This window comes from Rhodococcus sp. HNM0569 (assembly GCF_012726205.1).
GTDB lineage: Bacteria > Actinomycetota > Actinomycetes > Mycobacteriales > Mycobacteriaceae > Rhodococcus_F.
In genome coordinates, this window is the sequence record NZ_JAASAE010000003.1 from 269,751 (window position 1) to 296,395 (window position 26,645).

Annotated in this window: 25 protein-coding genes and 1 pseudogene; 15 read left to right on the plus strand and 11 right to left on the minus strand. The window is 68.5% G+C overall.

Features of this window, described 5'->3' with window-relative positions; translation table 11 throughout:
* Positions 1–26: 26 nt before the first annotated feature.
* Positions 27–881, minus strand: a complete 855-nt coding sequence (locus HCA44_RS05885; protein WP_346764594.1) for a GntR family transcriptional regulator — start codon at positions 879–881, stop codon at positions 27–29.
* Between the two features lie 332 nt (positions 882–1,213).
* Between HCA44_RS05885 and HCA44_RS05890 the strand changes: the two genes are divergently transcribed.
* The 3 genes from HCA44_RS05890 to HCA44_RS05900 are packed head-to-tail and all read left to right on the plus strand — an operon-like array spanning position 1,214 to position 3,956.
* Complete coding sequence (locus HCA44_RS05890) at positions 1,214–2,638, plus strand: permease (RefSeq protein WP_206037760.1); 1,425 nt, start codon at positions 1,214–1,216, stop codon at positions 2,636–2,638.
* Between the two features lie 56 nt (positions 2,639–2,694).
* Positions 2,695–3,504 (plus strand): SDR family NAD(P)-dependent oxidoreductase, encoded by an 810-nt coding sequence (locus tag HCA44_RS05895; protein WP_169647591.1) that lies wholly within the window; start codon positions 2,695–2,697, stop codon positions 3,502–3,504.
* A 53-nt stretch (positions 3,505–3,557) separates the two neighbouring features.
* Positions 3,558–3,956, plus strand: a complete 399-nt coding sequence (locus HCA44_RS05900; protein WP_240945316.1) for a VOC family protein — start codon at positions 3,558–3,560, stop codon at positions 3,954–3,956.
* Between the two features lie 132 nt (positions 3,957–4,088).
* Here HCA44_RS05900 and HCA44_RS05905 read toward each other — a convergent pair whose 3' ends face one another.
* The 3 genes from HCA44_RS05905 to HCA44_RS05915 are packed head-to-tail and all read right to left on the minus strand — an operon-like array spanning position 4,089 to position 7,301.
* Positions 4,089–5,342, minus strand: coding sequence for a globin domain-containing protein (locus HCA44_RS05905; RefSeq protein WP_169647592.1), 1,254 nt, complete (start codon positions 5,340–5,342; stop codon positions 4,089–4,091).
* On the minus strand, positions 5,339–5,797 hold the full coding sequence (locus tag HCA44_RS05910; RefSeq protein ID WP_169647593.1) for an Rrf2 family transcriptional regulator: 459 nt from the start codon (positions 5,795–5,797) through the stop codon (positions 5,339–5,341). Before HCA44_RS05910 ends, HCA44_RS05905 begins: the two co-directional genes overlap by 4 nt.
* 58 nt (positions 5,798–5,855) lie before the next feature.
* Positions 5,856–7,301, minus strand: a complete 1,446-nt coding sequence (locus HCA44_RS05915; protein ID WP_169647594.1) for an MDR family MFS transporter — start codon at positions 7,299–7,301, stop codon at positions 5,856–5,858.
* 117 nt (positions 7,302–7,418) lie between these two features.
* Between HCA44_RS05915 and HCA44_RS05920 the strand changes: the two genes are divergently transcribed.
* Together HCA44_RS05920 and HCA44_RS05925 are read left to right on the plus strand one after the other, a co-directional pair.
* Positions 7,419–8,303 carry a phosphoribosylaminoimidazolesuccinocarboxamide synthase gene (locus HCA44_RS05920; RefSeq protein ID WP_169647595.1) on the plus strand — a complete coding sequence of 295 codons (885 nt, stop codon included), beginning with the start codon at positions 7,419–7,421 and terminating at the stop codon, positions 8,301–8,303.
* An 8-nt stretch (positions 8,304–8,311) separates the two neighbouring features.
* Positions 8,312–10,453, plus strand: a complete 2,142-nt coding sequence (locus tag HCA44_RS05925) for a S9 family peptidase (protein WP_169647596.1) — start codon at positions 8,312–8,314, stop codon at positions 10,451–10,453.
* Positions 10,454–10,457: 4 nt separating this feature from the next.
* Here HCA44_RS05925 and HCA44_RS05930 read toward each other — a convergent pair whose 3' ends face one another.
* Together HCA44_RS05930 and HCA44_RS05935 are read right to left on the minus strand one after the other, a co-directional pair.
* Positions 10,458–11,147 carry a response regulator gene (locus tag HCA44_RS05930; RefSeq protein WP_169647597.1) on the minus strand — a complete coding sequence of 230 codons (690 nt, stop codon included), beginning with the start codon at positions 11,145–11,147 and terminating at the stop codon, positions 10,458–10,460.
* A complete protein-coding gene (locus HCA44_RS05935; protein ID WP_346764595.1) occupies positions 11,144–12,715 on the minus strand; it encodes a sensor histidine kinase in 1,572 nt (523 codons plus the stop codon). The genes HCA44_RS05930 and HCA44_RS05935 overlap by 4 nt, the downstream gene beginning before the upstream one ends.
* A 136-nt stretch (positions 12,716–12,851) precedes the next feature.
* Here HCA44_RS05935 and HCA44_RS05940 point away from each other — a divergent pair, with 136 nt between their 5' ends.
* The 4 genes from HCA44_RS05940 (at position 12,852) to HCA44_RS05955 (ending at position 16,992) form a co-directional block, all read left to right on the plus strand.
* Positions 12,852–14,285, plus strand: a complete 1,434-nt coding sequence (locus HCA44_RS05940; protein ID WP_169647599.1) for a cation:dicarboxylase symporter family transporter — start codon at positions 12,852–12,854, stop codon at positions 14,283–14,285.
* Between the two features lie 90 nt (positions 14,286–14,375).
* Positions 14,376–14,870 carry a glutathione peroxidase gene (locus HCA44_RS05945; RefSeq protein ID WP_169647600.1) on the plus strand — a complete coding sequence of 165 codons (495 nt, stop codon included), beginning with the start codon at positions 14,376–14,378 and terminating at the stop codon, positions 14,868–14,870.
* Between the two features lie 86 nt (positions 14,871–14,956).
* A complete protein-coding gene (locus HCA44_RS05950; RefSeq protein WP_169647601.1) occupies positions 14,957–15,445 on the plus strand; it encodes a MarR family transcriptional regulator in 489 nt (162 codons plus the stop codon).
* Between the two features lie 65 nt (positions 15,446–15,510).
* Complete coding sequence (locus HCA44_RS05955; protein ID WP_169647790.1) at positions 15,511–16,992, plus strand: MFS transporter; 1,482 nt, start codon at positions 15,511–15,513, stop codon at positions 16,990–16,992.
* A gap of 53 nt (positions 16,993–17,045) precedes the next feature.
* Here the strand turns inward: HCA44_RS05955 and HCA44_RS20935 are convergent.
* A pseudogene (locus tag HCA44_RS20935) lies at positions 17,046–17,966 on the minus strand (ABC transporter substrate-binding protein); the annotation flags it as partial.
* A gap of 100 nt (positions 17,967–18,066) precedes the next feature.
* Between HCA44_RS20935 and HCA44_RS05960 the strand changes: the two are divergent.
* Entirely contained in the window at positions 18,067–19,368 is a 1,302-nt protein-coding gene (locus tag HCA44_RS05960) for an HNH endonuclease signature motif containing protein (protein ID WP_169647602.1), read from the plus strand.
* A 269-nt stretch (positions 19,369–19,637) separates the two neighbouring features.
* Positions 19,638–20,333, plus strand: a complete 696-nt coding sequence (locus HCA44_RS05965) for a DUF2334 domain-containing protein (RefSeq protein ID WP_169647603.1) — start codon at positions 19,638–19,640, stop codon at positions 20,331–20,333.
* A 17-nt stretch (positions 20,334–20,350) separates the two neighbouring features.
* Here the strand turns inward: HCA44_RS05965 and HCA44_RS05970 are convergent, their stop codons facing one another.
* Genes HCA44_RS05970 through HCA44_RS05980 form a run of 3 tightly spaced genes read right to left on the minus strand, consistent with a single transcriptional unit; the run spans position 20,351 to position 21,967 of the window.
* Complete coding sequence (locus HCA44_RS05970) at positions 20,351–20,674, minus strand: transcriptional regulator (RefSeq protein WP_169647604.1); 324 nt, start codon at positions 20,672–20,674, stop codon at positions 20,351–20,353.
* Positions 20,671–21,264 (minus strand): hypothetical protein, encoded by a 594-nt coding sequence (locus HCA44_RS05975; RefSeq protein WP_169647605.1) that lies wholly within the window; start codon positions 21,262–21,264, stop codon positions 20,671–20,673. The genes HCA44_RS05970 and HCA44_RS05975 overlap by 4 nt, the downstream gene beginning before the upstream one ends.
* A 58-nt stretch (positions 21,265–21,322) precedes the next feature.
* Positions 21,323–21,967 carry an MBL fold metallo-hydrolase gene (locus HCA44_RS05980; RefSeq protein WP_169647606.1) on the minus strand — a complete coding sequence of 215 codons (645 nt, stop codon included), beginning with the start codon at positions 21,965–21,967 and terminating at the stop codon, positions 21,323–21,325.
* 108 nt (positions 21,968–22,075) lie between these two features.
* Here HCA44_RS05980 and purS point away from each other — a divergent pair, with 108 nt between their 5' ends.
* Both purS and purQ read left to right on the plus strand, forming a co-directional pair.
* A complete protein-coding gene (gene purS / locus HCA44_RS05985) occupies positions 22,076–22,321 on the plus strand; it encodes a phosphoribosylformylglycinamidine synthase subunit PurS (RefSeq protein WP_169647607.1) in 246 nt (81 codons plus the stop codon).
* A gap of 8 nt (positions 22,322–22,329) precedes the next feature.
* Positions 22,330–23,007, plus strand: coding sequence for a phosphoribosylformylglycinamidine synthase subunit PurQ (gene purQ / locus HCA44_RS05990; RefSeq protein ID WP_169647608.1), 678 nt, complete (start codon positions 22,330–22,332; stop codon positions 23,005–23,007).
* A gap of 3 nt (positions 23,008–23,010) precedes the next feature.
* Here the strand turns inward: purQ and HCA44_RS05995 are convergent, their stop codons facing one another.
* Positions 23,011–23,583: a TetR/AcrR family transcriptional regulator gene (locus tag HCA44_RS05995; RefSeq protein ID WP_169647609.1), complete on the minus strand. Its 573-nt coding sequence runs from the start codon at positions 23,581–23,583 to the stop codon at positions 23,011–23,013.
* A gap of 105 nt (positions 23,584–23,688) precedes the next feature.
* On the opposite strand from HCA44_RS05995, the gene HCA44_RS06000 reads away from it, so the two are divergent.
* Both HCA44_RS06000 and HCA44_RS06005 read left to right on the plus strand, forming a co-directional pair.
* Positions 23,689–25,518 carry an NAD(P)/FAD-dependent oxidoreductase gene (locus HCA44_RS06000; protein WP_169647610.1) on the plus strand — a complete coding sequence of 610 codons (1,830 nt, stop codon included), beginning with the start codon at positions 23,689–23,691 and terminating at the stop codon, positions 25,516–25,518.
* Positions 25,515–26,516 (plus strand): SMP-30/gluconolactonase/LRE family protein, encoded by a 1,002-nt coding sequence (locus HCA44_RS06005; RefSeq protein ID WP_206037761.1) that lies wholly within the window; start codon positions 25,515–25,517, stop codon positions 26,514–26,516. The genes HCA44_RS06000 and HCA44_RS06005 overlap by 4 nt, the downstream gene beginning before the upstream one ends.
* Positions 26,517–26,645 lie beyond the last annotated feature (129 nt).

Here is a 26,645-nt window from a genome sequence, read left to right on the forward strand (position 1 = left end):
AAATCTCCCGGCCGACGGCCGGGCGGTCACTTCGGCCGACGGCCGGGCGGATAGCGGAGTTCGAGATTGGAGGTGATGCTGTCGGGCAGTAGGGGATCCGAGTCGATCCAGTAGATCGGCGCGGGCCGAGTGATGCGTCCGTCGGCATCGTGCTCGATCACGATCCCACGGCCGCGCAGTGCGACGAGGAGTGAATCGAACCGGTGGTCGGGGTCGGCGTCGAGGACGAGACCGAGTGCCGCATCGATGAGATGGAATTCCATGATCCGCCTGGCGGATTGGGAATTGCGTGCTTCGACCGCATCGAGAAGATGTGTGTCGGCCGCGACGAAGTCGTCGGGTGTGCGCTGGTGCGACAGATACACGCTCTGGTGCCGCTGGATGCGCGTATGCATCGACAGGGTCAGCTCGCGGAAGGATGCGGGATAGCGAGTGAGCGCGACGTCGTGGAACTCCTGGTGAGCCCGTTGGAAGCGCTTGCTGTGGTTGCGGTGTCGATGCATGGCTTCGAGAGCGGTCCGCATCTGCGTGAGGTCGTCCGCGGTCAGCTCGTCGATGACGGCGGCGATAGTGGGCGCCTCGACCAGGATCCGCAGCGCGTAGCTTTCCTCGGTCTCGGAGTTGACGATCGGTGCGACGTGCATGCCACGGTTCGCCTGCGCGACGAGCAGCCCATCGGCCTCCAGGCGTTGCAGTGCTTCGCGGAGCGGGGTGCGACTCACGTCGAACTCGGCCGCGAGTTGCTCTTGGGACATGCGCTGCCCGGGTTGGTACACGCCGTCGACGATCCGCTCACGCAGCGAGCTGTAGAGGGCTTCCACGGTCGTGCCTGCGCGGGTGGCTCGCCGTGTGGTCGCCTGTCCGCCTGCTGTGCTCGTCACGTCTTCCCCCGGTGGTCGGTGCCGACGAAGCCGGCACGGTGTCGGCGTCGTCGCCATGTGCATACAGTTGCGTAGCCTACGTGGGCGAGGTGGACGGTAGGGGAGTTACACCGGTGTGCCGTGTCGCCACACGGCACCGAGTGCGCAAACATGTTGAGGCACAGGGCATCGACGAAACGAAAGTGTTACGTCGAGCCCTTCCCTTTTTACGCAGGATTCGTAGACTACTGGAAACTGTATCCAGTTCTGCGTACAAAAATACCCGCCGGGGAAGAGTCGTCCGGCCCTTCCTCTCTCGCCCTGCTCCACCACCCTGTACCGGAGGTACGGACATGCCGGCATTACCCGTGCAGCACTCCGACGCTGCCGACGAGAACTTCAGCGCAACCCGGGTTCCACACACCGCACGACTGGGACGATGGCAGGTCACCATGTCCTACTGGTCGCTGCTGTCGGCGATGGTGTGGCTGTTCTACGGTGCGCTGGCCGCGAGCCTGTACGGCACGAGAGATGCGATCGGTGCGATCGTGCTGTCGGTGGTCGTGTACTCGCTGATCAACGTGTTCACCACACGCCTCGGCACGCGGCTCGGTCTCAACAGCACACTGCTGACGAAAACGGTGTTCGGCCGGCGGGGTGCGACCCTCACGGCGCTCTTGCTTGCCGCGACGACCCTGTACTACGCACTGTTCGAGTCGAGCACGCTCGCCGTCGCGTTCGAGGCCTACTTCGGCTTCGGCGACCTCCGGGTGTGGTACGCGGTAGTGGTGGTGGCGATGATGCCGCTGATGCTCGGCAGCGTGCAGACCTGGATGGGCAAGCTCAACGCGATCCTGCTGCCGTTCTATGTTCTCGGCCTGATCGCCGCGCTGATCGCGGCCTACGTAAAGTTCGGCGGAGATGCCGCGTGGCTGGATTTCGCCGGCGTCGTGCCCGACGAGGGGCGCGCGCTGCCCGGTTGGCTGCTCGGCGCCGTGCTCTACATGGGGATCTTCGTCAACATGCCCAATACCGTCGATTTCGCACGGTTCGGCAAGATCGAGGACGAGCGTTTCCACGAGAACGTGACTTTCGGCTGGGTGTTCTATCTGGGCCTGTTCGTCGTCAACGGTATCGCGGGCATCTACCTCGTCCAGACCGTGCTGCCTGCCGAGCCGGCGTCGGAACACGGCGTGGTGCAAGCTGTCCTGGCGTGCCTCGGCTTCTGGGGCCTGCTGTTCATCGTGATTTCGCAGACCAGGGTCAACAGCGTCAACTACTACCTGTCGACCACCAACTTCGAACGCATCCTCAGCAGTTTTTCGCAGGTCCGGCTGCCGCGTGTGTTCTGGGTGTCTGCGGTCTCGGTCGTCGTGTTCCTGCTGATGCTCACCGACGTCTTCAGCTACCTGCAGACGGCGCTGAACTGGCAGGGCGTGCTGGTGGTCGGGTGGGTCGGTGTCGTGCTCACGCACTTCGCGCTCGCCACGGTCGACCGGAGGGACGGGCCGGAGACGGACGACTCGCGGCTGCCTGCGGTGGGCTGGGGCCTGGCGGCGTGGTTGATCCCCTCGGCGGTCGGAATCTGGCTGCTCGAGAGTGGAAGCGGCCCCGCACTTCTCGCGCAGGCGCCGCAGTTGCTCGTCCTGGTGGCGTCGGTCGTGTCGTATGCATTCGGGTACCTGGTGTGGCACCGGCTCCGTACCGCGTCGAACGACGGCTCGACGACGGCACAGGCGGCTGCCGGCGAGTCGCCGAAAGAACCGGTGCAAGGGTGAGTCGGCCGACACGTAGTGGGATTCGACGAAACGACGAGACGAGCAGGAGAGACTCGATGGGAGCATTGGACGGTCAGGTGGTCGTCTTCACCGGTGCGGGTGCAGGTATCGGCCGATCGGTGGTCGAACGATATGTCGCCGAGGGTGCGCGAGTGGTCGCGGTCGACATCACGGAGCGGGTCGAGGAACTCGCCGACTCGGCCGACGGCGCCGTCCTGCCGGTGGTGACGGACGTCTCGACATGGGAGGGCAACCTCGCCGCGGCGGAAGCCGCGTGTCGGGAGTGGGGCCGTATCGACGTGTTCGTCGGCAATGCCGGCATCACCGACGGCGCGCAGCCGCTCGAGGACATCGGGGGCGAGCAACTGCCGAAGGCCTTCGACGAGCTGTTCGGCGTCAACGTACTCGCGCCGCTCCTCGGGGTGCGTGCGTGCCTCGACGCGCTCGTCGAATCCCGTGGCAGCGTGATCCTCACGGGCTCCTTCGCGAGCGAGAACGCTGCCGGTGGCGGCACCCTCTACACCGCGTCGAAACATGCTGTGCACGGCCTTGTCCGGCAGCTCGCGTACGAACTCGCACCCGACGTCCGGGTCAACGGTGTCGCGCCCGGTGTCGCGCCCACCCGGCTGCGCGGTACCACGACGCTGGGCCAGTCGATGTCGGACTCGGTGCTCGACGGCACCGAGCACGCGCTGCCGACACAGCAGGTCGCGCCGGTCTCCGCATACGACGGGATCTTCACGATGCTCGCGTCGCGCGTCGACTCGGCTGCGATGACCGGAACGATGGTCACGGCGGACAGTGGGCTGTCGATCCGAGGCATCGCGAAGCCCGGTGGCCGGGCGCGTGACGCCCGCCTGCCCTGAACACGACGAGTACTCGACAGGAGGAGAGCGTAAAGGTTCACGGAATCCGCTGGGTGGGCTCGCGCACGAGCAACTACGACGAGATGCGCGAATTCGTCACCGAGAAGATGGGATTGACGATCGGGCTCGACCAGCCCGGTGCGATCGTGTGCGACTTCCCGGACGGTTCGGCGTTCGAAGTGTTCAAACCCACCGACGAGGCGCACTCGTTCTTCGCGCATCCGGTCCCAGGCTTCGTCGTCGACGACGTCCGCGAGGCCCGGGCGGAGCTCGAAAGCCGGGGCGTCGAGTTCATCGGTGAGGTACACGACGGCGTCGACACGTCGTGGGGGACGGCGTGGTCGCACTTCCGTGCACCGGGCGGCCATACATACGTGCTGATCAGCCGACCCGCGCTGCACCCGGGCGGAAGCTTTCGCGGATACGTTGACGTCCCTCGGCGTACGGCGTGACGGGGTGCTCACCCGCACGCCCTGGGAGCAGGACTGTCTGCGGATGAGCACCCCGGAAGGCGAGCAGCTGACGCTGTTCACCCTGCCCGAGGGCGAGCGCGTCGAGCGTGAGCGGGCGCGAAGCCGGTTGCCCTACTGACCGACCGGCTCGAGCTGATCGGACGTGGCGAGCCAGCTGTCCGGGGTGAACAGCTCGGCGTGGACGCGATCGGCGGCGATGCCGGACGCGATGAGGTCGAACCGCACCTTGCGGACGAAACCTTCGCTGCCGCAGACGAAGTAGTCGGCTTCGGCGGGCAGGTCGAGGGTGCTCACGTCCATGCGCCCGGTGCGGTCGCCGAGGGCGTCCTCCTCGTACCACGTCGTGACGCTCACGTCCGACATGCGGCCGGTCAGCATGCGCACCTGCTCGCGCAGCGGGTGGCTCTGCGCGCTGCGGTCGGCGTGCAGAACCGTGGTGGGACGGTGTGGTTCGACGTCGGACAGGTAGGCGAGCAGCCCCACCATCGGGGTGATGCCGATGCCTGCCGACACCAGCACCACAGGGGTGTCGCGACCGGCTTCGAGGACGACATCGCCGTAGGGCAGCGACACCTCGAGCGTCGACCCAGCGGAGATCGTCTCGTGCAGCCATGCCGACACCTCGCCGACGGGCGAGCCGGGGTCGGCGACGCGCTTGACGGTGAACGACCAGCGGGTGTCGGGTGCACCGGTGAGGCTGTACTGGCGGATCTGGCGCGCGCCGTCGGCGAGTTCGGAACGCACCGAGATGTACTGGCCGGGTGAGAAGGTGGGCAGCGGGTCGGCGCCTTCGGGTGCTTCGACGACGAATGTCGCTGCGCCCGAGGGGTCGTCGATGCGGTCGACGACGGTCACTGTGCGGAAGAATGCGCCGGGCGTGACGCCAGCCTGCGAGTACAGGTTCGCCTCGAGACCGATGAACGCGTGCGCCATCGACCAGTACACGGTCTGCCATGCGTCGACGATGTCGGCGGTGAGGGCATCGGCACCGAGTACCTCGACGATCGCGCCGAACAGGTGCTCGTGCACGATCTCGTACTGGTCCGCGGTGATGCCGAGCGACGCGTGCTTGTGGGCGATGCGGCGCATCATCGCGATCGGGTCGGGCTGCGACGGGTCGAGCAGGTGTGTCGCGAACGCGACGATCGACGCCGCGAGCGCCTTCGGCTGCGTCCCCTGCGCCTGGTTCGCACGGTTGAACACGTCGCGCTTCAGCTCCGGATGGGCCTCGAACATGCGGGCGTAGAAGCGGGTCGTGATGTCGTCGAGGTTTGCGCCCACGGCGGGCAGGGACGCGACCAGCGCGTCGCGACGGCGATCGGACAGTTGCGGGTAGGGCGACGCGGCGGGCTGCAATGCGCTCATGACTCCTGCTTTCGGGTGGGCGGTGCCACGGACGAGAGGGGGAGCGGGCTGCCCATCGGGGACGCCGCGAGCGCACCGAAGGTGAGCCCGTCGAGTTCCCGGTAGAAGGCATCCTGCGCGGAGGACAGCGCGTGCCGCAGTGGGCTGCACGCGTCGGCCGATCCGTACTCGCCGCGGGGCGGGGTGGTGTCGTCGTGTTCGAGTGCACGTGCGAGGTCTCCCACTGAGGTGGAACGTCCCTGCTCGGTGATCGTGAGGCCACCGCCGCGTCCCCGTCGGGATTCGACGAGGCCCCGGGAGACGAGATCGGTGACGATCAGGCCGAGTACGTGTTCGGACACGTCCAGCTGTCGGGCGAGCACGCGGACCGTGGTTCGCTCGGCGGACTCTCTTCCGGCCGCCAGCCGCATCATCGTCCGGAGTCCGATGTCCGTCTGTGGCCTCGAGAAGAGCATGGCCAGGACGTTACTGACGGCTCGGCACCCGCGACAGGTCTGTGACCTGTGCGTTCAATTACCTGGCGGCCGCTGTGTTCTGCGTCTCTCCCTCGTCGCGCGCCGACCGTCGGCCGGGCACGAACAGCGCACCGAGGAGCATCACGACCGCGCACGCGAAGCACCCCACGAACACGGGGTGTACGCCTGCGGCGACTTCGGATGCACTCGCGGTGTCGATGCTCGGGACCTCGGCGCCGACGATCGCACCGAAGACGGCGACGCCGACGGCGGAGCCGATCGACCGCGCGAACATGTTGGTCGACGTGACGACGCCGCGATCGCTCCACTCGACGCTCGACTGCGCCGCGATCAGGGTGGGGCTCGCGGTCAGCCCCATGCCGAGGCCGACGACGAAACAGAACACCGCGGCATGCCAGAGCGGGGAGTGCTCGTCGAGCGTCGTCGTGAGCGCGGTGCCGACGACGGCGAGCGTCGCACCGACGAGGGCGCTGGTGCGGAACCCTGCGCGTAGGTAGACGCGGCCGGCCTGGGACGCCGCGATCGGCCACCCGATCGTGAGCGTCGCGAGCGCGAAGCCCGCGACGAGCGGGCCGACGCCGAGCGCCCCCTGCGCGAAGGTCGGCACGTAACTCGTCAGGCCGAGGACGACGGCGCCGATCAGAAGCGACAGGCCACTGCTCGCGACCAGCACCCGCCGGGTGAGCACCCACAGCGGCAGCATCGGGTCGGCGGCGCGTCGTTCGACGAGGACGAAGGCCACGACGGCGACCGCGCCCGCCGCGAAGACCGTGATCGACGCCCCGGAGTCCCATGCCCACTGGTGCCCACCCTCGAGCAGGCCGAGGATCAGCAGCGCGGCACCGGCCGCGAGCAGCACGGCGCCGAGCCAGTCGATGCGCCGCCGCTCGCGGACCGCGGTCTCGTGGAAGTTGCGGGCGATGACCGCGGCCGCGATCACACACAGCGGGATGTTGACGAAGAAGATCCAGCGCCACGACAGGTACTCCGAGAACACGCCGCCGAGAGTGGGGCCGACGACCGCCGACATGCCCCACACGCTCGCGAGATAGCCCTGCGCTTTCGCGCGTTCGGCGACCGTGTAGATGTCGCCGGCGATGGTGAGGCTCATCGGCTGCACCGCCCCGGCACCGATGCCCTGCACCGCACGGAAGACGATCAGCGCGGGCATGCTCCATGCGAGACCGCACAGGATCGACCCGAGCAGGAACACGCCGATCCCGGCGAGCATCACCGGCTTGCGACCCACGATGTCGGCGAGCTTGCCGCACACCGGTGTCGACACCGCCTGGGTCAGCAGGTAGGCGGAGAACAGCCACGGGAACGACGTGAACCCGCCGAGATCGCCGACGATCGTGACGACTGCGGTCGCGATGATCGTCGAGTCGAGTGCGACGAGGGACGTCGAGAGCATCAGTGCCGCGAGGATCGGCCCGCGTTCCGAGCGGAAGCCGACTCGCCCCACCGCCGTGTCCGCCGTCATGTGGGTCCTGTTCGTGCGGTGTGAATCACTGTCGGTGCCCAGGCTAACGGAATCGCGCCCGCGTCCTCGCGCCCACGCGACCGACGCGGGAGGGACGTGGGCCGATAGGGTTGACCCGTGCGTCCTTCTCTCGACAGCTACCCCCACCTCGCAGGCGGCAAGGTCCGTGACCTCTACGAGATCGACGACGAGCACCTGCTGCTGGTCGCGAGCGACCGGATCTCCGCGTACGACCACGTGCTCGAGACGCCCATCCCGGACAAGGGCCGCGTGCTCACCGCGATGAGCGTGTTCTTCTTCGGCGTGCTCGGCGGAGCCAACCACCTCGCGGGCGAGCCCGACGACGACCGCATCCCCGAGGAGGTGCTCGGCCGTGCGCTCGTCGTGCGCAGGCTGAAGATGGTGCCGATCGAGTGCGTCGCGCGCGGCTTCCTCACCGGATCCGGCAAGGCCGACTACGACCGCACCGGCGCGGTGTGCGGAGTGGCGCTGCCCGAGGGGCTCGTCGAGGCGAGCCCGCTGCCGGAAGCGATCTTCACGCCCGCGACCAAGGCCGAACTCGGCGAGCACGACGAGAACATCACGTTCGACCAGATGCTGGAGAAGGTGGGACGCGACCTCGCCGTCAAGCTCCGTGACGACACGCTCGAGGTGTACGCGCGCGCCGCGAACTATGCGGCCGACCGCGGCATCATCCTCGCCGACACCAAGCTCGAGTTCGGGCTCGCTCCCGACGGCACGCTCGTGCTCGCCGACGAGGTGCTCACGCCCGACTCGTCGCGGTACTGGCCGCTCGACGGCTACGAGCCGGGGCACGTGCAGCCGAGCTTCGACAAGCAGTTCGTCCGCAACTGGCTCACGAGCGAGGAGTCGGGCTGGGATCGCGCGTCCGACACGCCGCCGCCTCCGCTGCCCGACGACATCGTCGACGCGACGCGTCGGCGCTACATCGAAGCCTACGAACGTATTTCCGGACTTTCCTTCGACGACTGGGTGGGGTGACAACACACATGACGGCTGACGCGCAGCGCATCGAGGCGCCGATCGCGAAGCGGGTGCCGAACCCGCGCGAACATCACGGACACACCTTCGTCGACGAGTACGAGTGGTTGCGCGACAAGGAAGATCCCGAGGTCGTCGCGTACCTCGAGGCCGAGAACGCGTACACCGACCAGCAGACCGCGCACCTCGCGCCGCTGCGCGAGAAGGTGTTCGGCGAGATCAAGGCCCGTACGCAGGAAACCGACATGTCCGTGCCCATACGCATGGGGGACTGGTGGTACTACGGGCGCACCGAGGAGGGCAAGCAGTACCCGATCCAGTGCCGTTGCCCCGCAGCCGGCCCCGACGACTGGACGCCGCCCGAACTCGTGCCCGGGACGTCCCCCGAGGGTGAACAGGTGCTGCTCGACGGCAACGCCGCCGCCGAAGGACACGACTTCTTCGCGATCGGCGCGTTCTCCGTCAGCGAGGACGGAACGCTGCTCGCGTACTCGACCGATACCCGCGGCGACGAGCGGTACACGCTGCGCTTCAAGGACCTCACCACCGGCGAGCTGCTGCCCGACGAGATCACCGGCGCCGCACCGGGAGCCACATGGGCAGTCGACCACACCCACGTCTTCTACCTGACCGTCGACGACTCGTGGCGCCCCGACACGGTGTGGCGGCACAAGCTCGGCACGCCGCGCGAGGACGACGTCGCGGCGTTCCACGAGCCGGACGAGCGCTTCTGGGTGTCTGTCGGATCGACGCGCAGCGAGAAGTACGTGATGATCTGGGTCGGTTCCAAGATCACGAGCGAGGTGTGGGTCCTCGACTCGCAGGAGCCCGAGGGCGAGTTCCGCGTCGTGCTGCCGCGCCGCGACGGCGTCGAGTACGCGGTGGAGCATGCGGTCGTCGCGGGCGAGGACCGCTTCCTGATCCTGCACAACGACGAGATCGACGGCGTCAAGGCCGAGAACTTCGTGCTCGCGGACGCGCCGGTCGACGACCCGTCGGCGCTGCGCACGCTCATCGAGCACCGCCACGACGTGCGGCTCGAGGACGTCGAGGCGTTCGCCGACCACCTGGTGCTCGGGTACCGGCGCGAGGCGCTCACCCGGCTCGCGGTGTGGAAGCTCACCGACGCCGGCTACGGCGACCCGAGCGAGATCGACTTCGAGCAGGAGCTCTACAGCGTCGGGCTCGGCTCCAACCCGGAGTGGTCGCAGCCGACGCTTCGGCTGGTGTTCACGTCCTTCGTCACGCCGGCCCAGGTGTACGACCTCGAGCTCGGTACCGGCGAGATGCGTTTACTCAAGGCGCAACCCGTGCTCGGCGACTTCGACGCCGACGACTACGAGCAGCGTCGCGAATGGGCCACCGCCGACGACGGCACGCGTATCCCACTGTCGATCGTGCGCAAGCGCGACGCGTCGGTGTCGGGCCCGCAGCCGGTGGTGCTGTACGGCTACGGCTCGTACGAGGCGAGCATGGACCCGTCGTTCTCGGTGGCCCGGTTGTCTCTGCTCGACCGCGGGGTCGTCTTCGTCGTCGCGCACGTGCGCGGCGGCGGCGAGATGGGCAGGCACTGGTACGACAACGGCAAGACGCTCACGAAGAAGAACACCTTCACCGACTTCGTCGCGTCGGCGCGGCACCTGATCGACACCGGGCTCACCACGCCGCAGAAGCTGGTCGCCGACGGCGGCAGCGCGGGTGGTCTGCTGATGGGCGCGGTGGCGAACATGGCGCCCGAGCTGTTCGCGGGCATCCTCGCGAACGTGCCGTTCGTCGATCCGCTCACCTCGATCCTCGACCCGTCCTTGCCGCTCACCGTGATCGAGTGGGACGAGTGGGGCAACCCGCTCGCGGACCCGCAGGTCTACGAGTACATGCGCTCGTACAGCCCGTACGAGAACGTCGAGGCCAAGGACTATCCGGCGATCCTCGCGATCACGAGCATCAACGACACGCGTGTGCTGTACGTCGAGCCGGCGAAGTGGGTCGCGAAGCTGCGTGCCACCAAGACCGGCGACTCACCGCTGCTGCTCAAGACCGAGATGAGCGCGGGTCACGGCGGTGTCAGCGGACGCTACGAGAAGTGGCGCGAGATGGCGTTCGAGTTCGCGTGGATTTTGGACGTGCTCGGGCTCGACGCCGCCGAGTGACGGCTCAGCGGGTCGTGTAGCGGATCAGTGGGCGCCCCGGTTTGCCGTATTCGGGGTGCTTCTCGACGACGCCGTCGCGGGTGAGCTGTTCGAGATAGCGTCGCGCGGACACCCGGGAAAGACCCACGCGCGCCGCGACTTCGGCCGCGGTGAGCGGTTCGGTGGCGTCGCGCATGCACGCGACGACACTGTCGAGGGTCTGCGGCGACACGCCTTTCGGCGTCGCGGCCCGCTCGTCGGTCGTGCGCAGTGCGGCCATCGCACGGTCGATGTCCTGCTGGGCCAGCGCGGAGGGCCCCGGCGTGAGCGCGTCGCGGTACTCGCGGTAGCGCTCGAGTTTGTCGCGGAAGGCCGCGAACGTGAACGGCTTCAACAGGTACAGCGCGACGCCGCGGGCGACGGCGGTGCGCACCGCGTCGAGTTCGCGCGCCGACGTGATCGCGATGACGTCCGGGCTCGGCCGCACCCGGCTCATCGCGGCAGCGACGTCGAGACCGTTCGCGTCCGGCAAGCCGAGGTCGAGGAGTACGAGGTCGACGGGCTCGGCGGTGCGGGCGGCGGCGGTGACGACGCGCAGCGCGCTCGTGCCGTCGTGCACCACAGAGTGCACCTCGAAGCCCGGCACCCGCGCGACGTACGCGCGATGCGCCTCGGCGATGCGCGTCTCGTCCTCGACGATCAGCACCCGGATCACGCCTGCCCCCGATCGTCCGGAATCTCCACGACGACACGTGATTCGGGCTCGCGGACACTCCGAATCGTGCCGCCGTGCCTGCGTACGACCTGCGTGACGAGCGCCAGACCGAGTCCGTGGCCGGTGGGCTTGGTCGAGTAGCCGCGCTCGGTGGCGCGGGCGAACTCGTCGGCGCTCATGCCCGCCCCGCTGTCGGTGACCGACACCGTGAGCGCGCCCGCGTCGCGGTGCACACCCACCTCGACCCACCCGTCGCCCGGTTGATCGGCTGCCGCGTCGACGGCATTGTCGACGAGATTGCCGACGACGGTGACGAGTTCGTGCGGGGTCAGCGGAGCCGACGAGTCGAGCGCGGTGCCGTCGGTGACGGTGAGCTCGACGCCGTGGGTCGCCGCCGCGCCGACCTTCCCGAGCAGCAATGCCGCGAGCGCCGGCTCGTGCACCGACGACGTGAGCCGGTCGATCAGCCCCTGCGACAGGCGCAGATCGTCCGTCGCGAACTGCACGGCGTCGTCGTAGCGGCCGAGTTCGATCATCGTGATGAGGGTGTGCATCCGGTTCGCCGATTCGTGTGCCTGCGACTCGAGCGCCTGCGCGAAACCGCGCACCGAGTCGAGTTCGCCCAGCACCGTCTGCAATTCGGTGCGGTCGCGCAGGGTGAGCACGGTGCCGATGTCCCGCCCGTCGAAGTGCAGCGGTTGCCTGCGGACGACGAGGACGCGGTCGCCGACGAGGTGCACCTCGCCGCGGTCGTCGGGTGCGGTGTGCGGGCCCCTGGTGAGCGAATCGGGCACGTCGTCGGCGGTGACCGGCCCGGACCCGATGCCGAGCAGCCGCCGAGCTTCGTCGTTGACGACGCCGACGGCGCCGTTCTCGTCGAGGACGACGAGTCCTTCGCCCATCGAGTGCAGCACCGCGTCGTGGTGCTCGTAGAGCCTGCGCAGCTCGTCCGGCCCGAGGCCGAGCGTCTGACGACGTAGTCGCCTGCTGAGCGCGAGCGAGCCGGCGGCCGCGACGACGAGCCCGGCAGCCGCGATCGCCACGATCGTGGCGACCGTGGGCGTGACCTGCGAGCCGATGCGGGCCGTCGTGAGGCCGACCGAGACGAGCCCGACGAGTTCGTCGCCCGCGTACACCGGGGACACCGCACGCACCGACGGGCCGAGCGATCCCTCGTACGTCTCGGTGAAGGTGTCACCGCGCAGCGCGGGTTCGATCGTGCCGGTGAACCGGCCGCCGATGCGCGACGGATCGGTGTGCGTGTAGCGCACCCGGTCGGGGGTCATGACGACGATGAAGTCGACTCCCGTCGCGACACGGATGCGTTCGGTCTCGGGTTGCAGCACCGCACTCGGGTCCGGGTCGCGCAGCGCCGCCACCGTGCCGTCCGACAGCGCGAGCGACTGTGCGACGTCGCTGACCGTGTGCCGTGCCTCGTCCTCGGTGCGGTGCTGTTCGTGCACGACGGCGACCGTGGTGCCCGCGACGACGACGGCCGTCAGCAGCAGCAGCTGCCACAGGAAGAGTCGCGTGGCCACGCTGGCCGGCCTACGCACGGTGGGTGACACAACTCTCCTGAACGAAAAGACCACAAGCTTCCGCCGAACGGCGGACACCTGACACATTCTCCACGGTCCTGATTCCGGTCACCAGGTGTGGTCGGCGTCACGGAAAACGACACAGCGAAGACCTGGAGGCCGCCCCATGAGCCCTGCCGAGGGGACAGCTTCCGCGCAGTCGCCTGCGCGGAAGAGCGCAAAGCGTGACCGAACCCACTGGCTCTACATCGGGGTGATCGTCGCCGTCGTCGCGGGCGTCCTCGTCGGCTGGCTCGCGCCGGGCGTCGGCGAATCGGTGGGAGTGCTGGGCACCATGTTCGTCGACCTGATCAAGATGATGATCTCGCCGGTCATCTTCTGCACGATCGTGCTCGGCATCGGCTCGGTGAAGGCGGCCGCGAAGGTCGGCAAGGTCGGCGGCCTCGCACTCACCTACTTCATCGGCATGTCGACCGTCGCGCTCGGCATCGGTCTCGTCGTCGGCAATCTCCTGAACCCGGGCAGTGGCCTGCACGTCGATGCTGCGAACGCGGGCTCCGGTGCGAGCTACGCCGAGAAGGCCCACGAGTCGGGCGGGTTCGTCGACTTCGTGTCGTCGATCATCCCGACCTCGCTGCTGTCCTCGCTCACCGAGGGCAGCGTGCTCCAGACGCTGTTCGTCGCTCTGCTCGTCGGCTTCGCCGTGCAGGCGCTCGGCAAGCAGGGCGAGCCGATCCTGCGCGGTATCGGGCACATCCAGAAGCTCGTGTTCAAGATCCTGTCGATGGTGCTGTGGCTCGCGCCGATCGGCGCCTTCGGTGCGATCGCGAATGTGGTCGGGCAAACGGGTCTCGACGCCGTCGTGCAACTCGCGGCCCTGATGCTCGGCTTCTACCTCACGTGCCTGATCTTCGTGTTCGGCGTGCTCGGTGCGATCCTGCGGATCGGCGCGGGCGTGTCGATCTTCAAGCTCGTGAAGTACCTCGCCCGCGAGTACCTGCTGATCTTCGCGACGTCGTCGTCCGAGTCGGCCCTGCCGCGGCTGATCGCCAAGATGGAGCACGTCGGCGTCGAGCGCACGACCGTCGGCGTGGTCGTGCCGACCGGGTACTCGTTCAACCTCGACGGCACCGCGATCTACCTGACGATGGCGTCGATCTTCATCGCCGACGCGATGGGACAGCCGCTGTCTCTTCCCGAGCAGATCTCGCTGCTGGTCTTCATGATCGTCGCGTCGAAGGGCGCCGCGGGCGTGAGCGGTGCGGGCCTCGCGACCCTGGCGGGCGGACTGCAGAGCCACCGGCCCGAGCTGCTCGACGGAGTCGGCATGATCGTCGGCATCGACCGCTTCATGTCGGAAGCGCGTGCCGTCACGAACTTCTCGGGCAATGCCGTCGCCGCGATTCTCGTCGGCTCGTGGACCGACAGCTTCGACGGCGACCGCGCCAAGCAGGTGCTCTCCGGCGAACTGCCGTTCGACGAGACGACGATGCTCGACGAGGACGAACCGGAAGCTGCCGAAGCGAAGGCCGCCGAGTCCGGCGCGACCGTGGAGGACACCGAGCGCGCGGCCGTCGACGCGCCCGCCCGGCATTCGTAACCGCTGCCGCTCCCGGGCTGTCACTGCCGCGGACGCAATCGCGTCCGCGGCAGTACGGCTGGGGGAGCGGCGGCGCGCTACGTTGGTGCCATGACGACAGCTCTGCAGAACATCGGAATCAGCACCCTCGGCGGCAACCCGACGTCGCTCGGCGAGTACGACGGCCGCGCGGTGCTCGCGGTCAACGTCGCGTCGAAGTGCGGCCTCACGCCGCAGTACGCGGCCCTCGAGAAGCTCGCCACCGAGTACGCCGACCGCGGCCTGACCGTCGTGGGCTTCCCGTGCAACCAGTTCATGGGCCAGGAGCCCGGCACACCCGAAGAGATCCAGACGTTCTGCTCGACGACCTACGGCGTCACCTTCCCGCTCACGGAGAAGATCGACGTCAACGGCGAGAACCGGCACGCGATCTACACCGAGCTCACCAAGACCGCCGACGACTCGGGCGAGGCAGGCGACGTCCAGTGGAACTTCGAGAAGTTCCTCGTCGCGCCCGACGGCACGGTGGTGCGCCGCTTCCGTCCGAAGACCGAGCCGGACGCCCCCGAGGTGATCGCCGCGATCGAAGAGGCACTGCCTCGCTGATAGTCAGCGCAGCTGATCAACCTTCCAGCTTTTCTCGCATGAGGAGCCGTTTGAAGCCAGCCTGATAGCCAGTTAGACTGGCTAATATGACGGACTCGGTGGACAGCAACGCTCCTTCCTTCCGAGACCCTTCGTTCCGAGACGTCGTCGCCTTCCGCGACGACGTCTCGGCGTTCTTCCGGCGTCTGCGCAGCGAGCGCGGCGACCACAAGCTCACGCCGTCGCAGCTGCAGGCGCTGGGGCATCTCGAACGTGAGGGTTCGATGTCGGCGCGCGAGCTCGCGGGGTTCGAGCAGGTCACGCCCCAGTCGATCGCGCGCACGTTGGCGATCCTCGAAGAAGGTGACATGGTGGCCCGCGTTCCGGACCCGTCCGACGCCCGTGCGAGCCTCGTGTCGATCACCGAGTACGGGCACGAGATGCTCGAGGCCGACCGCGCACTGCGGTCCGCATGGCTCGCCGAACTGCTCGAGACCGAGTGCACGCCGCACGAGCGGGACATCCTCTTCCTCGCCGGCCGCATCATGCGTGACCTCGGCAGGCCGGAACGTGGCGCGGGGGAGCCGCACCGGTGACCCGCACTCTCGACGCGGCGCCCACCGTTCCGCGTTCGGTGTCCCTCGGGCTCGGGTCCGGGGCGATGCTGCAGGCGCTCAACTCGTCGATGATCGCCGTCGCGGTCGTCGGGATCGCCGCGCACTACGGATCCGGTGCCGGTATCTCGTGGGTCATCTCGGCGCTCTACATCGCGACTGCCGTCACGGCTCCCACGGCGGGCAAGCTCGGTGTGCTGCTCGGGCCGCGCCGCGTCTACCTGTCGGGTCTCGCGCTGATCGCCGCGGGTTCGATCCTCGGTGCGCTCGCACCGTCGCTCACCTGGCTGATCGTTGCGCGCGTGATCCTGGGTATCGGCACGGCGAGCCAGTATCCGACCGCGATGACCATCGTGCGGGCGATCGCGGAGCGTCGTGGTGCCCAAACGCATTCCGCCATCGCGATACTCACGGTGTGCTCCCAGTCGATGGTCGCCCTCGGGCCGACCGTCGGAGGTGTGCTCGTCGGCGTGTTCGGCTGGCAGTCGATCATGTGGGTCAACATCCCGATGGTCGTGCTCACCGCGGTGTGGGTGCTGCGCACCGTGCCGCGCGACCGGCCGCGCGACGAGACGGCCGTACGCGCTCGTGCCGGATTCGTGCACTCGATGGATCCGGTCGGCATGGCGTTGTTCGTCGGGGTGGTCACGAGTGTGATGTTCCTGCTGCTCTCGCTCACCGGCGCGCCGCTCTGGTGGCTCGTGCCGGTGGTCGTCGCGACTGCGGTGGTGTTCGTCGCGTGGGAGATGCACGCCGACGAGCCGTTCATCGACGTCCGTACGATCGCCGGGAATCCTGCCCTCGGGCTCACGCTGGCGCGCACCCTCGTCACCTACACGGCCTTCTACTGCATCTTCTTCGGCCTGCCGCAGTGGCTACAGGTGTCCCGCGGATTCTCGGCGGGCACCGCGGGCCTGTTGATGCTGCCGGTCGCAGGCATCGGGATCGTGTCGACGATTCTCGCGTCGCGGTTGTTCGCGGTCTCGGGCGCCCGGCCGACGCTCGCGGTGGGCACCGCGGGCCTGCTGCTCGGCGGCGTCCTGCTCGCGGTCGTCGAGCGTGATTCGACGCCGGTGCTCGTCCTGCTGCTCGTCGCGTGCGTGCTCGGTGTGCCCAACGGGTTCAACAACATGGGCAACCAGAATCTGATCAACGCCGTCACGAGTGTGCGCGAGGTCGGCACCGCGCTGGGGCTCTACCGCATGATCCAGTACATCGGTGCCAACCTCGCCGCCGTCGTCATCGAACTCGCCACGCACCACACGGGGTTCACCGACGGCGGCCTGCACCGGATCGGCGTCTTCATCGCCGTCGTCGGTGCCGTGCTGCTCGTGGGCGTGGCGTTGTCGAAAACCCTGCGTGGTCAGCCGGCCAGAGCCGGTCAGCCGACGGCAGGCACTGCGGTCGCGGGGTCGTCGTCGGTCGCGGCCGACAATGCAGGCACGGTCGCGTCGAGCGCGAACGGGAAGCTGAGCGGGCTCGCGAATCCGAGTGCTGCGGGCACGTCGGTGCCGAACTCGCCGAGGTAGACGGTGCGGTCGTCCTCGACGACATTCAGTGCCGCGAACGCGGGATCGGACGCCAGCTTCTCCTTCGTGGCACCCAGCACGACGAGCGTGTCCTGGTCGAGGAGGTCGAGCCGCTCGGGGCTCACCTTGCCGGTCTGCGCGGGAGCGGCGAAGCCGAGGTCGGCGAAGAAGTGGGCGCGCGGGTCCTCGGGTTCGAAGATGTAGAACGTGCCGTCGTCCATGTACATCGCGATCGCGGCGGTGCGGCCCTCGAACTGCGGGTTGGCCGACCGGGCGTCGGTGAATGCGGATTCGACGCTCGCCTGCACCTGCTGCGCCTCGTCGTGCTTGCCGAGCGCGCGGCCGATCGCGTCGAGTTGCTGCTGCCAGGTGCCCGAGCCGCCGTCCGGTCCCTGCACGTCGCCGACGGTCGGCGCGAGAGCCGACAGCTGCTCGTACTCGCCCTGTTCGAGCAGCGAGTACGTGCCGAGCAGCAGGTCGGGATCCTGCGCCGCCACCTTCTCGACGTCGAGCGTCATCTCGCCCACCTCGGGCAGTTCGGTGCCGCCCAGCTGCTCCTGCGCCCACGGACGCTGCTTGTAGTCGTAGCCACTGAACGCGCGCGTCGCGACGGGCTCCTCGCCGAGCGCCAGAACGAAGTCCTGGTCGTTGAAGCCCACGCTGACGACGCGCGACGGCGCCGACTCGACGGTCGTCTCGCCGTACTTGTGCGCGATCGTGACGGGGAAGCCGACGCCGCCGGTCGCCGCGTCGCCGGAATCGTCGCTCGAGCCACACGCGGCGAGCGCGAGCACGGAAGCGAGCGCGATCGGCGCGACGAGGGTCTTCTTCATACCGGAACCGTCCTTGTCCTGTGCATTGTCTGCGCTGTTCCCGGTGAGCCCAACCTCGGGGTACGCACAGGTAAGGCTAACCTGTCTGCCGCCGCGTGCGGTATCGCGGGTGACCCGATCGCTACCCGGAGGCGTAGGCATCAACGCACTGCCTGTGATCGCCGAATTCGATCGCAGACTTGCTCGGAATTGTTCGCGTCGAACCGTTGACTTCGAACATTCGTTCTATTAATGTCGTTTCATGGGGTCGGGGGAATCAGCAGTAGACGCATCTGGCGGTGAGCCGTGGCAGTCGGCTGACGGCGAGTTGCTCGCGGAAGCGGTCGAGCTGTCGCGGGTGATCGCCGAATTGCAGGCGCGGCGTGTCGCGGTGATGGGCGAGGTCGAGGTTCGCCGCGTGGCGGTCGACGCCGGGTATCGCGACAGTGCCGCGTGGTTGGCAGCGCACACCCTGTTGGAGATCGGTGAGGCGCGGGGGATCGTCGCTCTGGCAGGGTCGTTGTTGCAGGCGCCGGAGATCGCGGAAATGGTTGCCTCGGTGGAGGTGTCGGCGAAGCATGCGCAGATCATGTGCGACTTCTTCGAACACCTACCCGGTGGTTTTCCGAACGCTGTCGAGGAACCGGAGGCTTTCGTCGAAGCGAAGCGGGAGTGCCGCGAGGCGTTCTTCCTCGCCTCCGGCTTCCGCGGGACGGTCGGTGGGATGCAGCGGGTGAAGGCGACCCTCGAGGCGACGTTCGAAACCGACGAGGCACCACACAGCGAACGTGCCGACCTCAACCGGTTCGACCTCTCGCGCACCCTGCACGGCCGCTACCTGCTGCGGGGCGACTTGGATGCCGAGTCGGGTGAGTTGCTGCAGGCGGCATTGTCGAAGCTGTCGGCGCCACGCCCGGCCGAGGCCGGCACCCGGGACCCTCGGCCGCCGTCGCAGCGGCGTGCTGATGCTTTGACGGAGGTGGCACGCCGGTTCCTCGGCGCGGGGCGCACGGGTGACGAGGCCGGCGAACGACCGCACCTGACGGTGGTGATCCGGGAGCGGGACCTGCGGGAGAACCAGGGGCCTGCCATCGACGGCGCCTCCGGCCTCCGTGTGGACGGGCCACGTGTGCCCTGGACGCCGTGGGGTGGAACCTTGTCCCTCGCGGCTGCCCGGAAGACCGCGTGTGATTCCGAGGTGACCCCGGTGGTGGTCGACGACGCGGGTGTGCCGCTCGCGATGGGCCGCACCACCCGCCTGGTCACGCCGTCGCAGCGCCGAGCACTGCGGGTGCGCGATCGTGGCTGCGCCTTCCCGGGGTGCGGGGTGCCGACCGGATGGACCGAAGCCCACCACATCGTGCCGTGGATCGACGGTGGACCCACCGATCTCGACAACCTCGTGCTGCTGTGCGGGCATCATCATCGATTCCTGCATCACAGCAAATGGAGAGTCGAGATCCACGACGACGACAAGATGCCGTGGTTCACTCCACCACCGACACCACTCGGACCGTGCGAACCGCTACCGGCGCAGAGGAATTCGATTCCACTACTCGCATAGACGCGCGTAGTACGCAAGCAGGCCCCATGCACCCGCCCAGAGTGGACGCTTCGGCGTGCATGCGGTACTTCACTGCGAACACCTGCGGGGCTTTCCGGTTCTTGCCTCGGCGGAGTTCGTCTCCGCGCGAAGAGCAAGAGCCGGTGCGGGCGAAGGGAGGCGGCGTCGGCGGTCTTCGACGAGATCGGCTCGGCCGGGTCGCATGCTCGTCGCGTGCGCCACACGCCGGATTTGCCGGGCGTTCATTCAGAGCGCGCACACTCGGGCACATGACGGCGCAGCTGATCGTGTCGGTGTCCGGGATCCGCGACGCGACTCGCGACGCGGCGGCGGACTTCGCATCCGAGCTGGACGCGCGGGGAGTCGCCCTGTCTCTGCTCGTCGCGCCGCGGCTGAAGGACTCGTACCGGCTCGTGCGTGACGACGACACTCAGCAGTGGTTGCGCGCGCGTCGCGAGCACGGCGACGCGATCGTGCTGCACGGCTACGACCAGGCCGCCACCAAGCGCAGGCGAGCGGAGTTCGCGGCACTCGGCGAACACGAGGCCAGGCTCCGGCTACTGGCCGCCGACCGCGTGCTCGAACACGTCGGTGTGCGTACTCGGCTGTTCGCGCCGCCGCGGTGGACGGCGTCGTCCGGCGCCGTCGCGGCCTTGCCGCAGACCGGGTTCCGGCTGCTCGCCACCGCGGACGGGTTGCACGATCTCGTGCGCGGCACGTGCGTGCGTTCGCGGATCCTCGCGATCGGTGACGGTTACCCCCGCGAGCAGTGGTGGTGCCGTGCACTCGTCCTCGCGGCGGGGCGACGTGCGCGGCACGGCGGACTGGTCCGGCTCGCGGTGTCGGCCCGACAGCTGCAACGTTCCGCGCCACGCGCCGCTCTGCTCGATGCCGTCGACGCGGCCCTCGCGCACGGCGCGGTGCCGCGTGTCTACCGCTGGGAACGAAGTGCCGCAGCGGCGTGAGTCGCGGTCGCTGCGGTCTACCCGTCGGCGTCCGGTGCATGTTCGGCCGCGGCGATGACGGCGCGCAGCGCGGCGAGTTCGGCCGCAAGAGCACTGCGGCCGGCGTCGGTGATGTGCACCCAGGTTTTCGGCCGACCGGAACCGCGGCGCTCGCTGCCGACGAGATCTGCTTCCTGGAGCACCTTGAGGTGCCGGTTGAGGTTGCCGTCGGTGAGGTGCAGTGTGTCCCGCAAGGCGCCGAACTCCAGGGACACGCCTGAATTGAGGAGTGCGAGAACGCCGAGCCTGGTGCGTTGGTGGACCACGTCGTCGAGGCTCACAGCGGGGTGCGGGTCGCTCATGCCGTGCGTTCCGCGGAACGCGGCAGGCCCTCGGCGCGCACCAGGTCGACGGCAGCGCCGAGTGCGGCCGCGACACCGACGACCAGTGCCAGGATCGCCTGCCCCTGTGCGGGATCGGTGACGGCGACGACTGCGACCGTGGTCAGCGTGGCCGCGGCGACCGCTCCGAGGGTCGGCGAACGCCACGACGACGCGAAGACACCCAGGCCTGAGCCGAGGACGAGCCATGGGCCCGCGTCGGCCCAGTCACCGCGGACGAATGCCACGATCGCGAGCACCGCGACCAGCATCACCGCGCCTGTCGCGATTCCCACGAGTCCCGGCCACGCGGCGGGTTGCGCCGGACGGGTGGCGTAGTACCAGCCCGAGACGAGGGCGGACAACGGTGCGACGGCATACCAGTAGAGGTGGCTCGCGTCGCCGAGCAGCAGAGAGGCGGGGATCCACGCGAGTATCGAGATGGACACGCACAGCAGGACGAACCAGGACGGCGTGGCCATGCGCCTGCCCTGCCTCGACCACTGCGCGATATCGGCTGTGAGCGCGCGGGCGGCTGCAGCGCTCGGTTCACTTTGCGATGCAGAGTTCATGGGTCCACTTTGCGCCGCAAAGTGTCGGATGTCAACGAATGGGAGGCGGACGAGCCCGTCACACCTCGATCGAGTTCTCCTCCGGCATGACGCGGAACTCGGTGCGCTCGGCCGCCATCTCGGAGTAGCGACCGTAGAAGATGCCGGTGGCCTCGTTCGCGATGATCGCCTGGTGGATCGGCACCGCGACGCGCGGCGCGACCGCGCGCAGGTAGTCGATGGCCTCCCAGATCTTCAGCCACGGCGCCGCTGCGGGCAGCGCGAGCACGTCGACCTCGACGTCGGGAACGTACAGCGAGTCGCCGGGGTGCATCAGGCGAGCCGGATTCTCGGCGTCGCCGAGTAGGTAGACGGTGTTGTCGATCGTGGGCAGTTCGGGGTGGATCGTCGCGTGCATGCCGCCCGATCCGGTGACGTGGATGCCGCCGACGTCGAACTCGTCGCCCGCCCGCACCGGCGTCCACGTGTCGCCGAGCTGCGTGGCGGTCTGCGGATCGCAGTACAGTGCCGCGCCCGGGTTGTTCTCGACGAGCGCGGGCAGTCGCGCGACGTCGACGTGGTCGGGGTGCTGGTGGGTGATCATGACCGCGTCGAGCCCGGTGATGCCCTCGAAGCCGTGCGAGAAGTTGCCGGGGTCGAACAGGACAGTCGTGTCGTTCAGTTCGGCGAGAACGCAGCTGTGTCCGAAGTGGGTCAGTCGCATGCCCCGAGTATCGCCCCTACCACGCGCGGAACGCAGGGGAGTCGGTCGGTAGACTGGCGACGGTCCGGTGCTCTGCCGGAACGCAACGCAACTACCGAGGAGCAGCACGTGGCTCGTGTCGTCGTGGAAGTCATGCCCAAGGCCGAGATTCTCGACCCGCAAGGGCAGGCCATTGCCGGTGCGCTCCCGAGGCTCGGGTTCAACGGGATCACCGACGTCCGCCAGGGCAAGCGCTTCGAGCTCGAGGTCGACGGCAGTGTCGACGACGCGCAGCTCGAACAGATCGCCGAGGCCCTCCTCGCCAACACGGTGATCGAGAACTGGACCGTCCGTCGCGTCTCCACCGAGGCGTGAGCGCGGCCATGAGCGCACGCATCGGAGTCATCACCTTCCCCGGCACACTCGACGACGTCGACGCGGCGCGCGCAGTGCGCCTCGCGGGCGGCGAGGCCGTGAGCCTGTGGCACGGCGACGCCGACCTGAAGGGCGTCGACGCGGTCGTCGTGCCCGGCGGCTTCTCGTACGGCGATTACCTGCGCGCAGGCGCGATCGCACGGTTCGCCCCAGTCATGGGCAAGGTCGTCGAGGCGGCCGGTGGCGGCATGCCGGTCCTCGGCATCTGCAACGGTTTCCAGGTGCTGTGCGAGGCAGGGCTGCTGCCGGGCGCGCTCACCCGCAACGAGGGCCTGCACTTCGTGTGCCGCGACCAGTGGCTGAAGGTCGAGAACAACACGACGGCCTGGACGACGCGCTACGACAGCGGCGCCGAGATCCTCGTCCCCCTCAAGTCGGGCGAGGGCCGCTACCAGGCGTCCGACGCCGTCCTCGACGAACTCGAAGGCGAAGGTCGCGTCGTGTTCCGGTACGCGGGCGACAACCCGAACGGCTCCCAGCGCGGCATCGCCGGCATCGCGTCCGCCAACGGACGCGTCGTCGGCCTCATGCCGCACCCCGAGCACGCCACCGAACCGCTCACCGGGCCCAGCGACGACGGCCTCGGCATCTTCTACTCGGCGCTCGAGGCCATCGTCTCGGCGTGATCGTCAGCTGCCCGCGGGCGGTTCCGTCGTGAACAACCCGCGGTGCAGCACCGCGCGCACGTGCGCGCAGCCTCGCTCGCGCCGCACGCCCGGACCCTGAGCTGCCATCGCCATCGGAAGTGTCACGAGCACGTCGTCGATCGTCACCGATCGGTGTGCCCGCCCCCGTTCGTGGGCCTCGGCGAGCAGCGGTTCGAGGGCGGCTGCGGTGCGGTCTGCGAGCTCGCCGAGTCTGCCGAGTCCGGCGGGGTCGCCCGCTGTCGCCACGATCCGGGACAGCCACGGCGACTCGAGCTGGACGTCGAGCAGGTAGTGGTAGAGCCGCTCGGCGCCATCGTCGGTGCCGGCGAGGGCGGTCGCGCGAGCCTCGATCTCGTCGACATTGTGCTCGAGTACCGCCGACGCCAGCGCCTCCCGGTCGGCGAAGTGCCGATGCAGCGTGGTCCGGCTGACCTCGGCGAGCTTCGCGATCTCCTCGAGCGGGACGTCCGGCCCGAGCGTCATGAACGCGCGGCGAGCCGCCGAGACGAGGCGCTCGCGATTGCGTGCGGCATCGCGGCGGGTCGGGTTGTCCATGCTCGGAGGGTATCCACCGCGCTGGTGCGACCCCTGTGCGGTCGCAAAAACGTACATTGACGTACGGTTCGAGGACGGCGACGAATCCTCGACGAAAGGCACCTCGTGACGGACGCGGCGAATCGCGACTGCGCATCATCCGGCCCCCACCTCGACCCGAACGCCCTGCGTGAGAAGTATCGATACGAGCGCGACAGACGCCTGCGCCCGGACGGCAAGACCCAGTACCGTCGCGCCGCGGGCGAGTTCGGGTACTACGCGAAAGACCCCTACACACCGTTCACCGAACGCGCACCACTGACCGACCGTGTCGACGTCCTCGTGGTCGGCGGCGGCTTCGGGGGGCTGCTCACCGGCGCGAGGTTGCGTGAGTCGGGTGTCGAGTCCGTGCGGCTGATCGACGAGGGCGGCGACTTCGGCGGAACGTGGTACTGGAACCGCTATCCCGGGATCCACTGCGACATCGAGTCGTACGTGTACATGCCGTTGCTCGAAGAGGTCGGCTACGTCCCGAAGTGGCGATACGCTCCGGGCGACGAGATCCGGCGGCACTGTGTCGCGATCGCCGAGCATTACGGCCTGTATCGGGACGCGGTGTTCCACACGCGTGCAACCGAACTGCGGTGGGACGACGAAGAGAACGAATGGCTCGTGTCGACCGACCGCGGCGACGAGATGCGTGCACGGTATGTCGTCGTGTCCTCCGGCACGCTGAGCCAGCCGAAGCTTCCCGGAATCCCGGGAATCGAGAACTACCGCGGACACACCTTCCACACCAGCAGGTGGGACTACGGGTACACCGGCGGCGACGCCGACGGCGGTCTGTACCGGCTCGCGGACAAGCGGGTCGGCATCGTCGGTACGGGCGCGACGGGCCTGCAAGCGATTCCGTTCGTCGCGCGAGATGCCGAGCATCTGTACGTCTTCCAGCGCACGCCGTCGTCGGTGGACGTGCGCGACAATCGGCCCACCGACCCCGAGTGGGCGGCGTCGTTGCGACCGGGCTGGCAGCGCGAACGCATGGAGAACTTTCTCGCGATCCTCGCGGGCGAGGACGTCGACGTCGACCTGGTGGGAGACCGGTGGACGTCGACGGCGCGGCTGCAACGCAAGATGATCACCGGCGCCGTCGACACGACGCTGGAGCCCGACGAGCGGGAACGTCTCGACGAGACGGCCGATTTCGCGAAGATGAACGAGATTCGCGCACGCGTCGCCGAGGTCGTCGACGACCCGCAGACCGCCGCTGCGCTGCAACCGTGGTACCGCTACATGTGCAAGCGCCCCGGCTTCAGTGACCACTACCTGCAGACCTTCAATCGCCCGAATGTGACTCTCGTCGACACCGCGGACCACGGTGGTGTCACGCGCATGACCGAACGCGGAGTCGTCGTCGGTGACGTCGAGTACGAGGTCGACTGTGTCGTGTTCGCCACGGGATTCGAGACCGGTGTGTCGGGCGTGCGGTCGGGCACGTTGCCCGTGTACGGGCGCGGCGGCCGCGCGCTGCTCGATCACTGGGCGGCCGGCCCACGCACGCTGCACGGCTTCTACTCGCACGGTTTTCCGAACCTGTTCCACCTCGCGTCGATGCAGAACGCGAACTCGGTCAACTTCGCCCACATCCTGCAGGAGCAGGCAGACCACATCGCGGCGGTCGTCGCCGAGGCGCGCAAGTGCGGCGCCGAGTGCGTCGAACCGACCGCCGAAGCCGAAGACGCGTGGTGCGACACGATCCGGGACACCGCGATCGACAACGGCACCTTCCTCGCCGAGTGCACGCCCGGCTACTACAACGGCGAGGGCACTCGCCGTACCGCGACGCCGTCGTCCTACGGACCCGGCCCCATAGCCTTCCACCGGCTGCTCGCGCAGTGGCGTACCGGCGACATGAGCGATGTGCTCGTCGCCCCGGCTGCCGGAGCGGGCCGGTGACCGCGGCGATCCGCGGCGGCGCGGCACTCGTCACGATGGCCACCGCGTTCTCGCTCGTGGCGTGCTCGGATTCCGATGCGTCGGAAGCCGCGCCGGACACCCGCACCGCGGAGCGTGTCCTCCAGGTGACCGACGTCCACCCCGAAACGGGCATGACGCTTCTCGAGGGGCCGACCTTCGGCGACGACGGCAGGCTCTACCTCGTCGACGTCACTGCGCCCGCGGGCGACGCGAAGGTGATGGCCGTCGACCTCGACACCGATCGCGTCGAGCAGGTGTTCACCGACGACGCCGGTGCGTTCACCTCGGCGCAGTTCAGCGCGCACGACGGTCGGCTGTACCTCACCGACTTTCGTGGACGCATCGTGAGCGTCGCGCCCGACGGCACCGACCCGAGAGTGTTCGCCGACGGCGAGATCGACGGGCGACGTATGCAACTCGACGATCTCACGTTCGACGACGACGGAAACCTCTATGCGACCGACTCGTCGTACACGGCATATCCCGAGGGCACGCCCACCGGCCGGGTGCTGCGGTTCGATCGCGCCACCGCACACGCCACCGTTCTCGCGGACGGCCAACCGAATCCGAACGGCATCTCGTTCGACCGGGACGGCGGTGCGCTGTGGGTGAGCCAGCTCGACGCCAATCGCATCGACTACCTCACACTCGGCCCGGATCGCACCACGGTGGCGCGAGCGCACACCGCGATGCACGTGGACGGCGGTACGACACAAACCGATTCGAATGCTGTCGACGCGGACGGCAATGTCTACCAGGGCATCCACGGCGAACCGCGGATTCTCGTGTACCGGCCCGACGGCGAGCGCCTCGCGACCGTCGAGTTCCCGGACGCGCAGGGCCTCGAGTCGGCGACGAACATCGCGATCCGGCCGGGCACGACCGACGCGTACGTGACGGTCAGCGGTCCGGAAGGCGGCTACGTGTACCGGTTCGATGCGTTCGCGGAAGGTATCAGGCAGTCCAACGGAGGGTAGGCAGCAAAAAATCACGGTGACGCAAACCCTCGTGAACCGGTGATCCTCCCGGCACGGTGAAGGTTCGGACCGCGGCCGATCGACGTGCCGCGGCCCGAACCTGCCGCCGATTTCCGAGGGGTTCGCTGC

Excerpts from the sequence above, each read along its gene's own strand:
- HCA44_RS05890 (WP_206037760.1), top strand. The coding sequence starts at position 1,214 with ATGCCGGCATTACCCGTGCAGCACTCCGACGCTGCCGACGAGAACTTC.
- HCA44_RS05940 (WP_169647599.1), top strand. The coding sequence starts at position 12,852 with ATGAGCCCTGCCGAGGGGACAGCTTCCGCGCAGTCGCCTGCGCGGAAG.
- HCA44_RS05995 (WP_169647609.1), bottom strand. The coding sequence starts at position 23,583 with ATGGACAACCCGACCCGCCGCGATGCCGCACGCAATCGCGAGCGCCTC.
- HCA44_RS05915 (WP_169647594.1), bottom strand. The coding sequence starts at position 7,301 with ATGACGGCGGACACGGCGGTGGGGCGAGTCGGCTTCCGCTCGGAACGC.
- HCA44_RS05950 (WP_169647601.1), top strand. The coding sequence starts at position 14,957 with ATGACGGACTCGGTGGACAGCAACGCTCCTTCCTTCCGAGACCCTTCG.
- HCA44_RS05980 (WP_169647606.1), bottom strand. The coding sequence starts at position 21,967 with ATGCGACTGACCCACTTCGGACACAGCTGCGTTCTCGCCGAACTGAAC.
- HCA44_RS05965 (WP_169647603.1), top strand. The coding sequence starts at position 19,638 with ATGACGGCGCAGCTGATCGTGTCGGTGTCCGGGATCCGCGACGCGACT.
- HCA44_RS05955 (WP_169647790.1), top strand. The coding sequence starts at position 15,511 with ATGCTGCAGGCGCTCAACTCGTCGATGATCGCCGTCGCGGTCGTCGGG.
- HCA44_RS05945 (WP_169647600.1), top strand. The coding sequence starts at position 14,376 with ATGACGACAGCTCTGCAGAACATCGGAATCAGCACCCTCGGCGGCAAC.
- purQ (WP_169647608.1), top strand. The coding sequence starts at position 22,330 with ATGAGCGCACGCATCGGAGTCATCACCTTCCCCGGCACACTCGACGAC.
- HCA44_RS05910 (WP_169647593.1), bottom strand. The coding sequence starts at position 5,797 with ATGCTCTTCTCGAGGCCACAGACGGACATCGGACTCCGGACGATGATG.
- HCA44_RS05970 (WP_169647604.1), bottom strand. The coding sequence starts at position 20,674 with ATGAGCGACCCGCACCCCGCTGTGAGCCTCGACGACGTGGTCCACCAA.
- HCA44_RS05905 (WP_169647592.1), bottom strand. The coding sequence starts at position 5,342 with ATGAGCGCATTGCAGCCCGCCGCGTCGCCCTACCCGCAACTGTCCGAT.
- HCA44_RS05975 (WP_169647605.1), bottom strand. The coding sequence starts at position 21,264 with ATGAACTCTGCATCGCAAAGTGAACCGAGCGCTGCAGCCGCCCGCGCG.
- HCA44_RS05960 (WP_169647602.1), top strand. The coding sequence starts at position 18,067 with ATGGGGTCGGGGGAATCAGCAGTAGACGCATCTGGCGGTGAGCCGTGG.
- HCA44_RS05925 (WP_169647596.1), top strand. The coding sequence starts at position 8,312 with ATGACGGCTGACGCGCAGCGCATCGAGGCGCCGATCGCGAAGCGGGTG.
- HCA44_RS05895 (WP_169647591.1), top strand. The coding sequence starts at position 2,695 with ATGGGAGCATTGGACGGTCAGGTGGTCGTCTTCACCGGTGCGGGTGCA.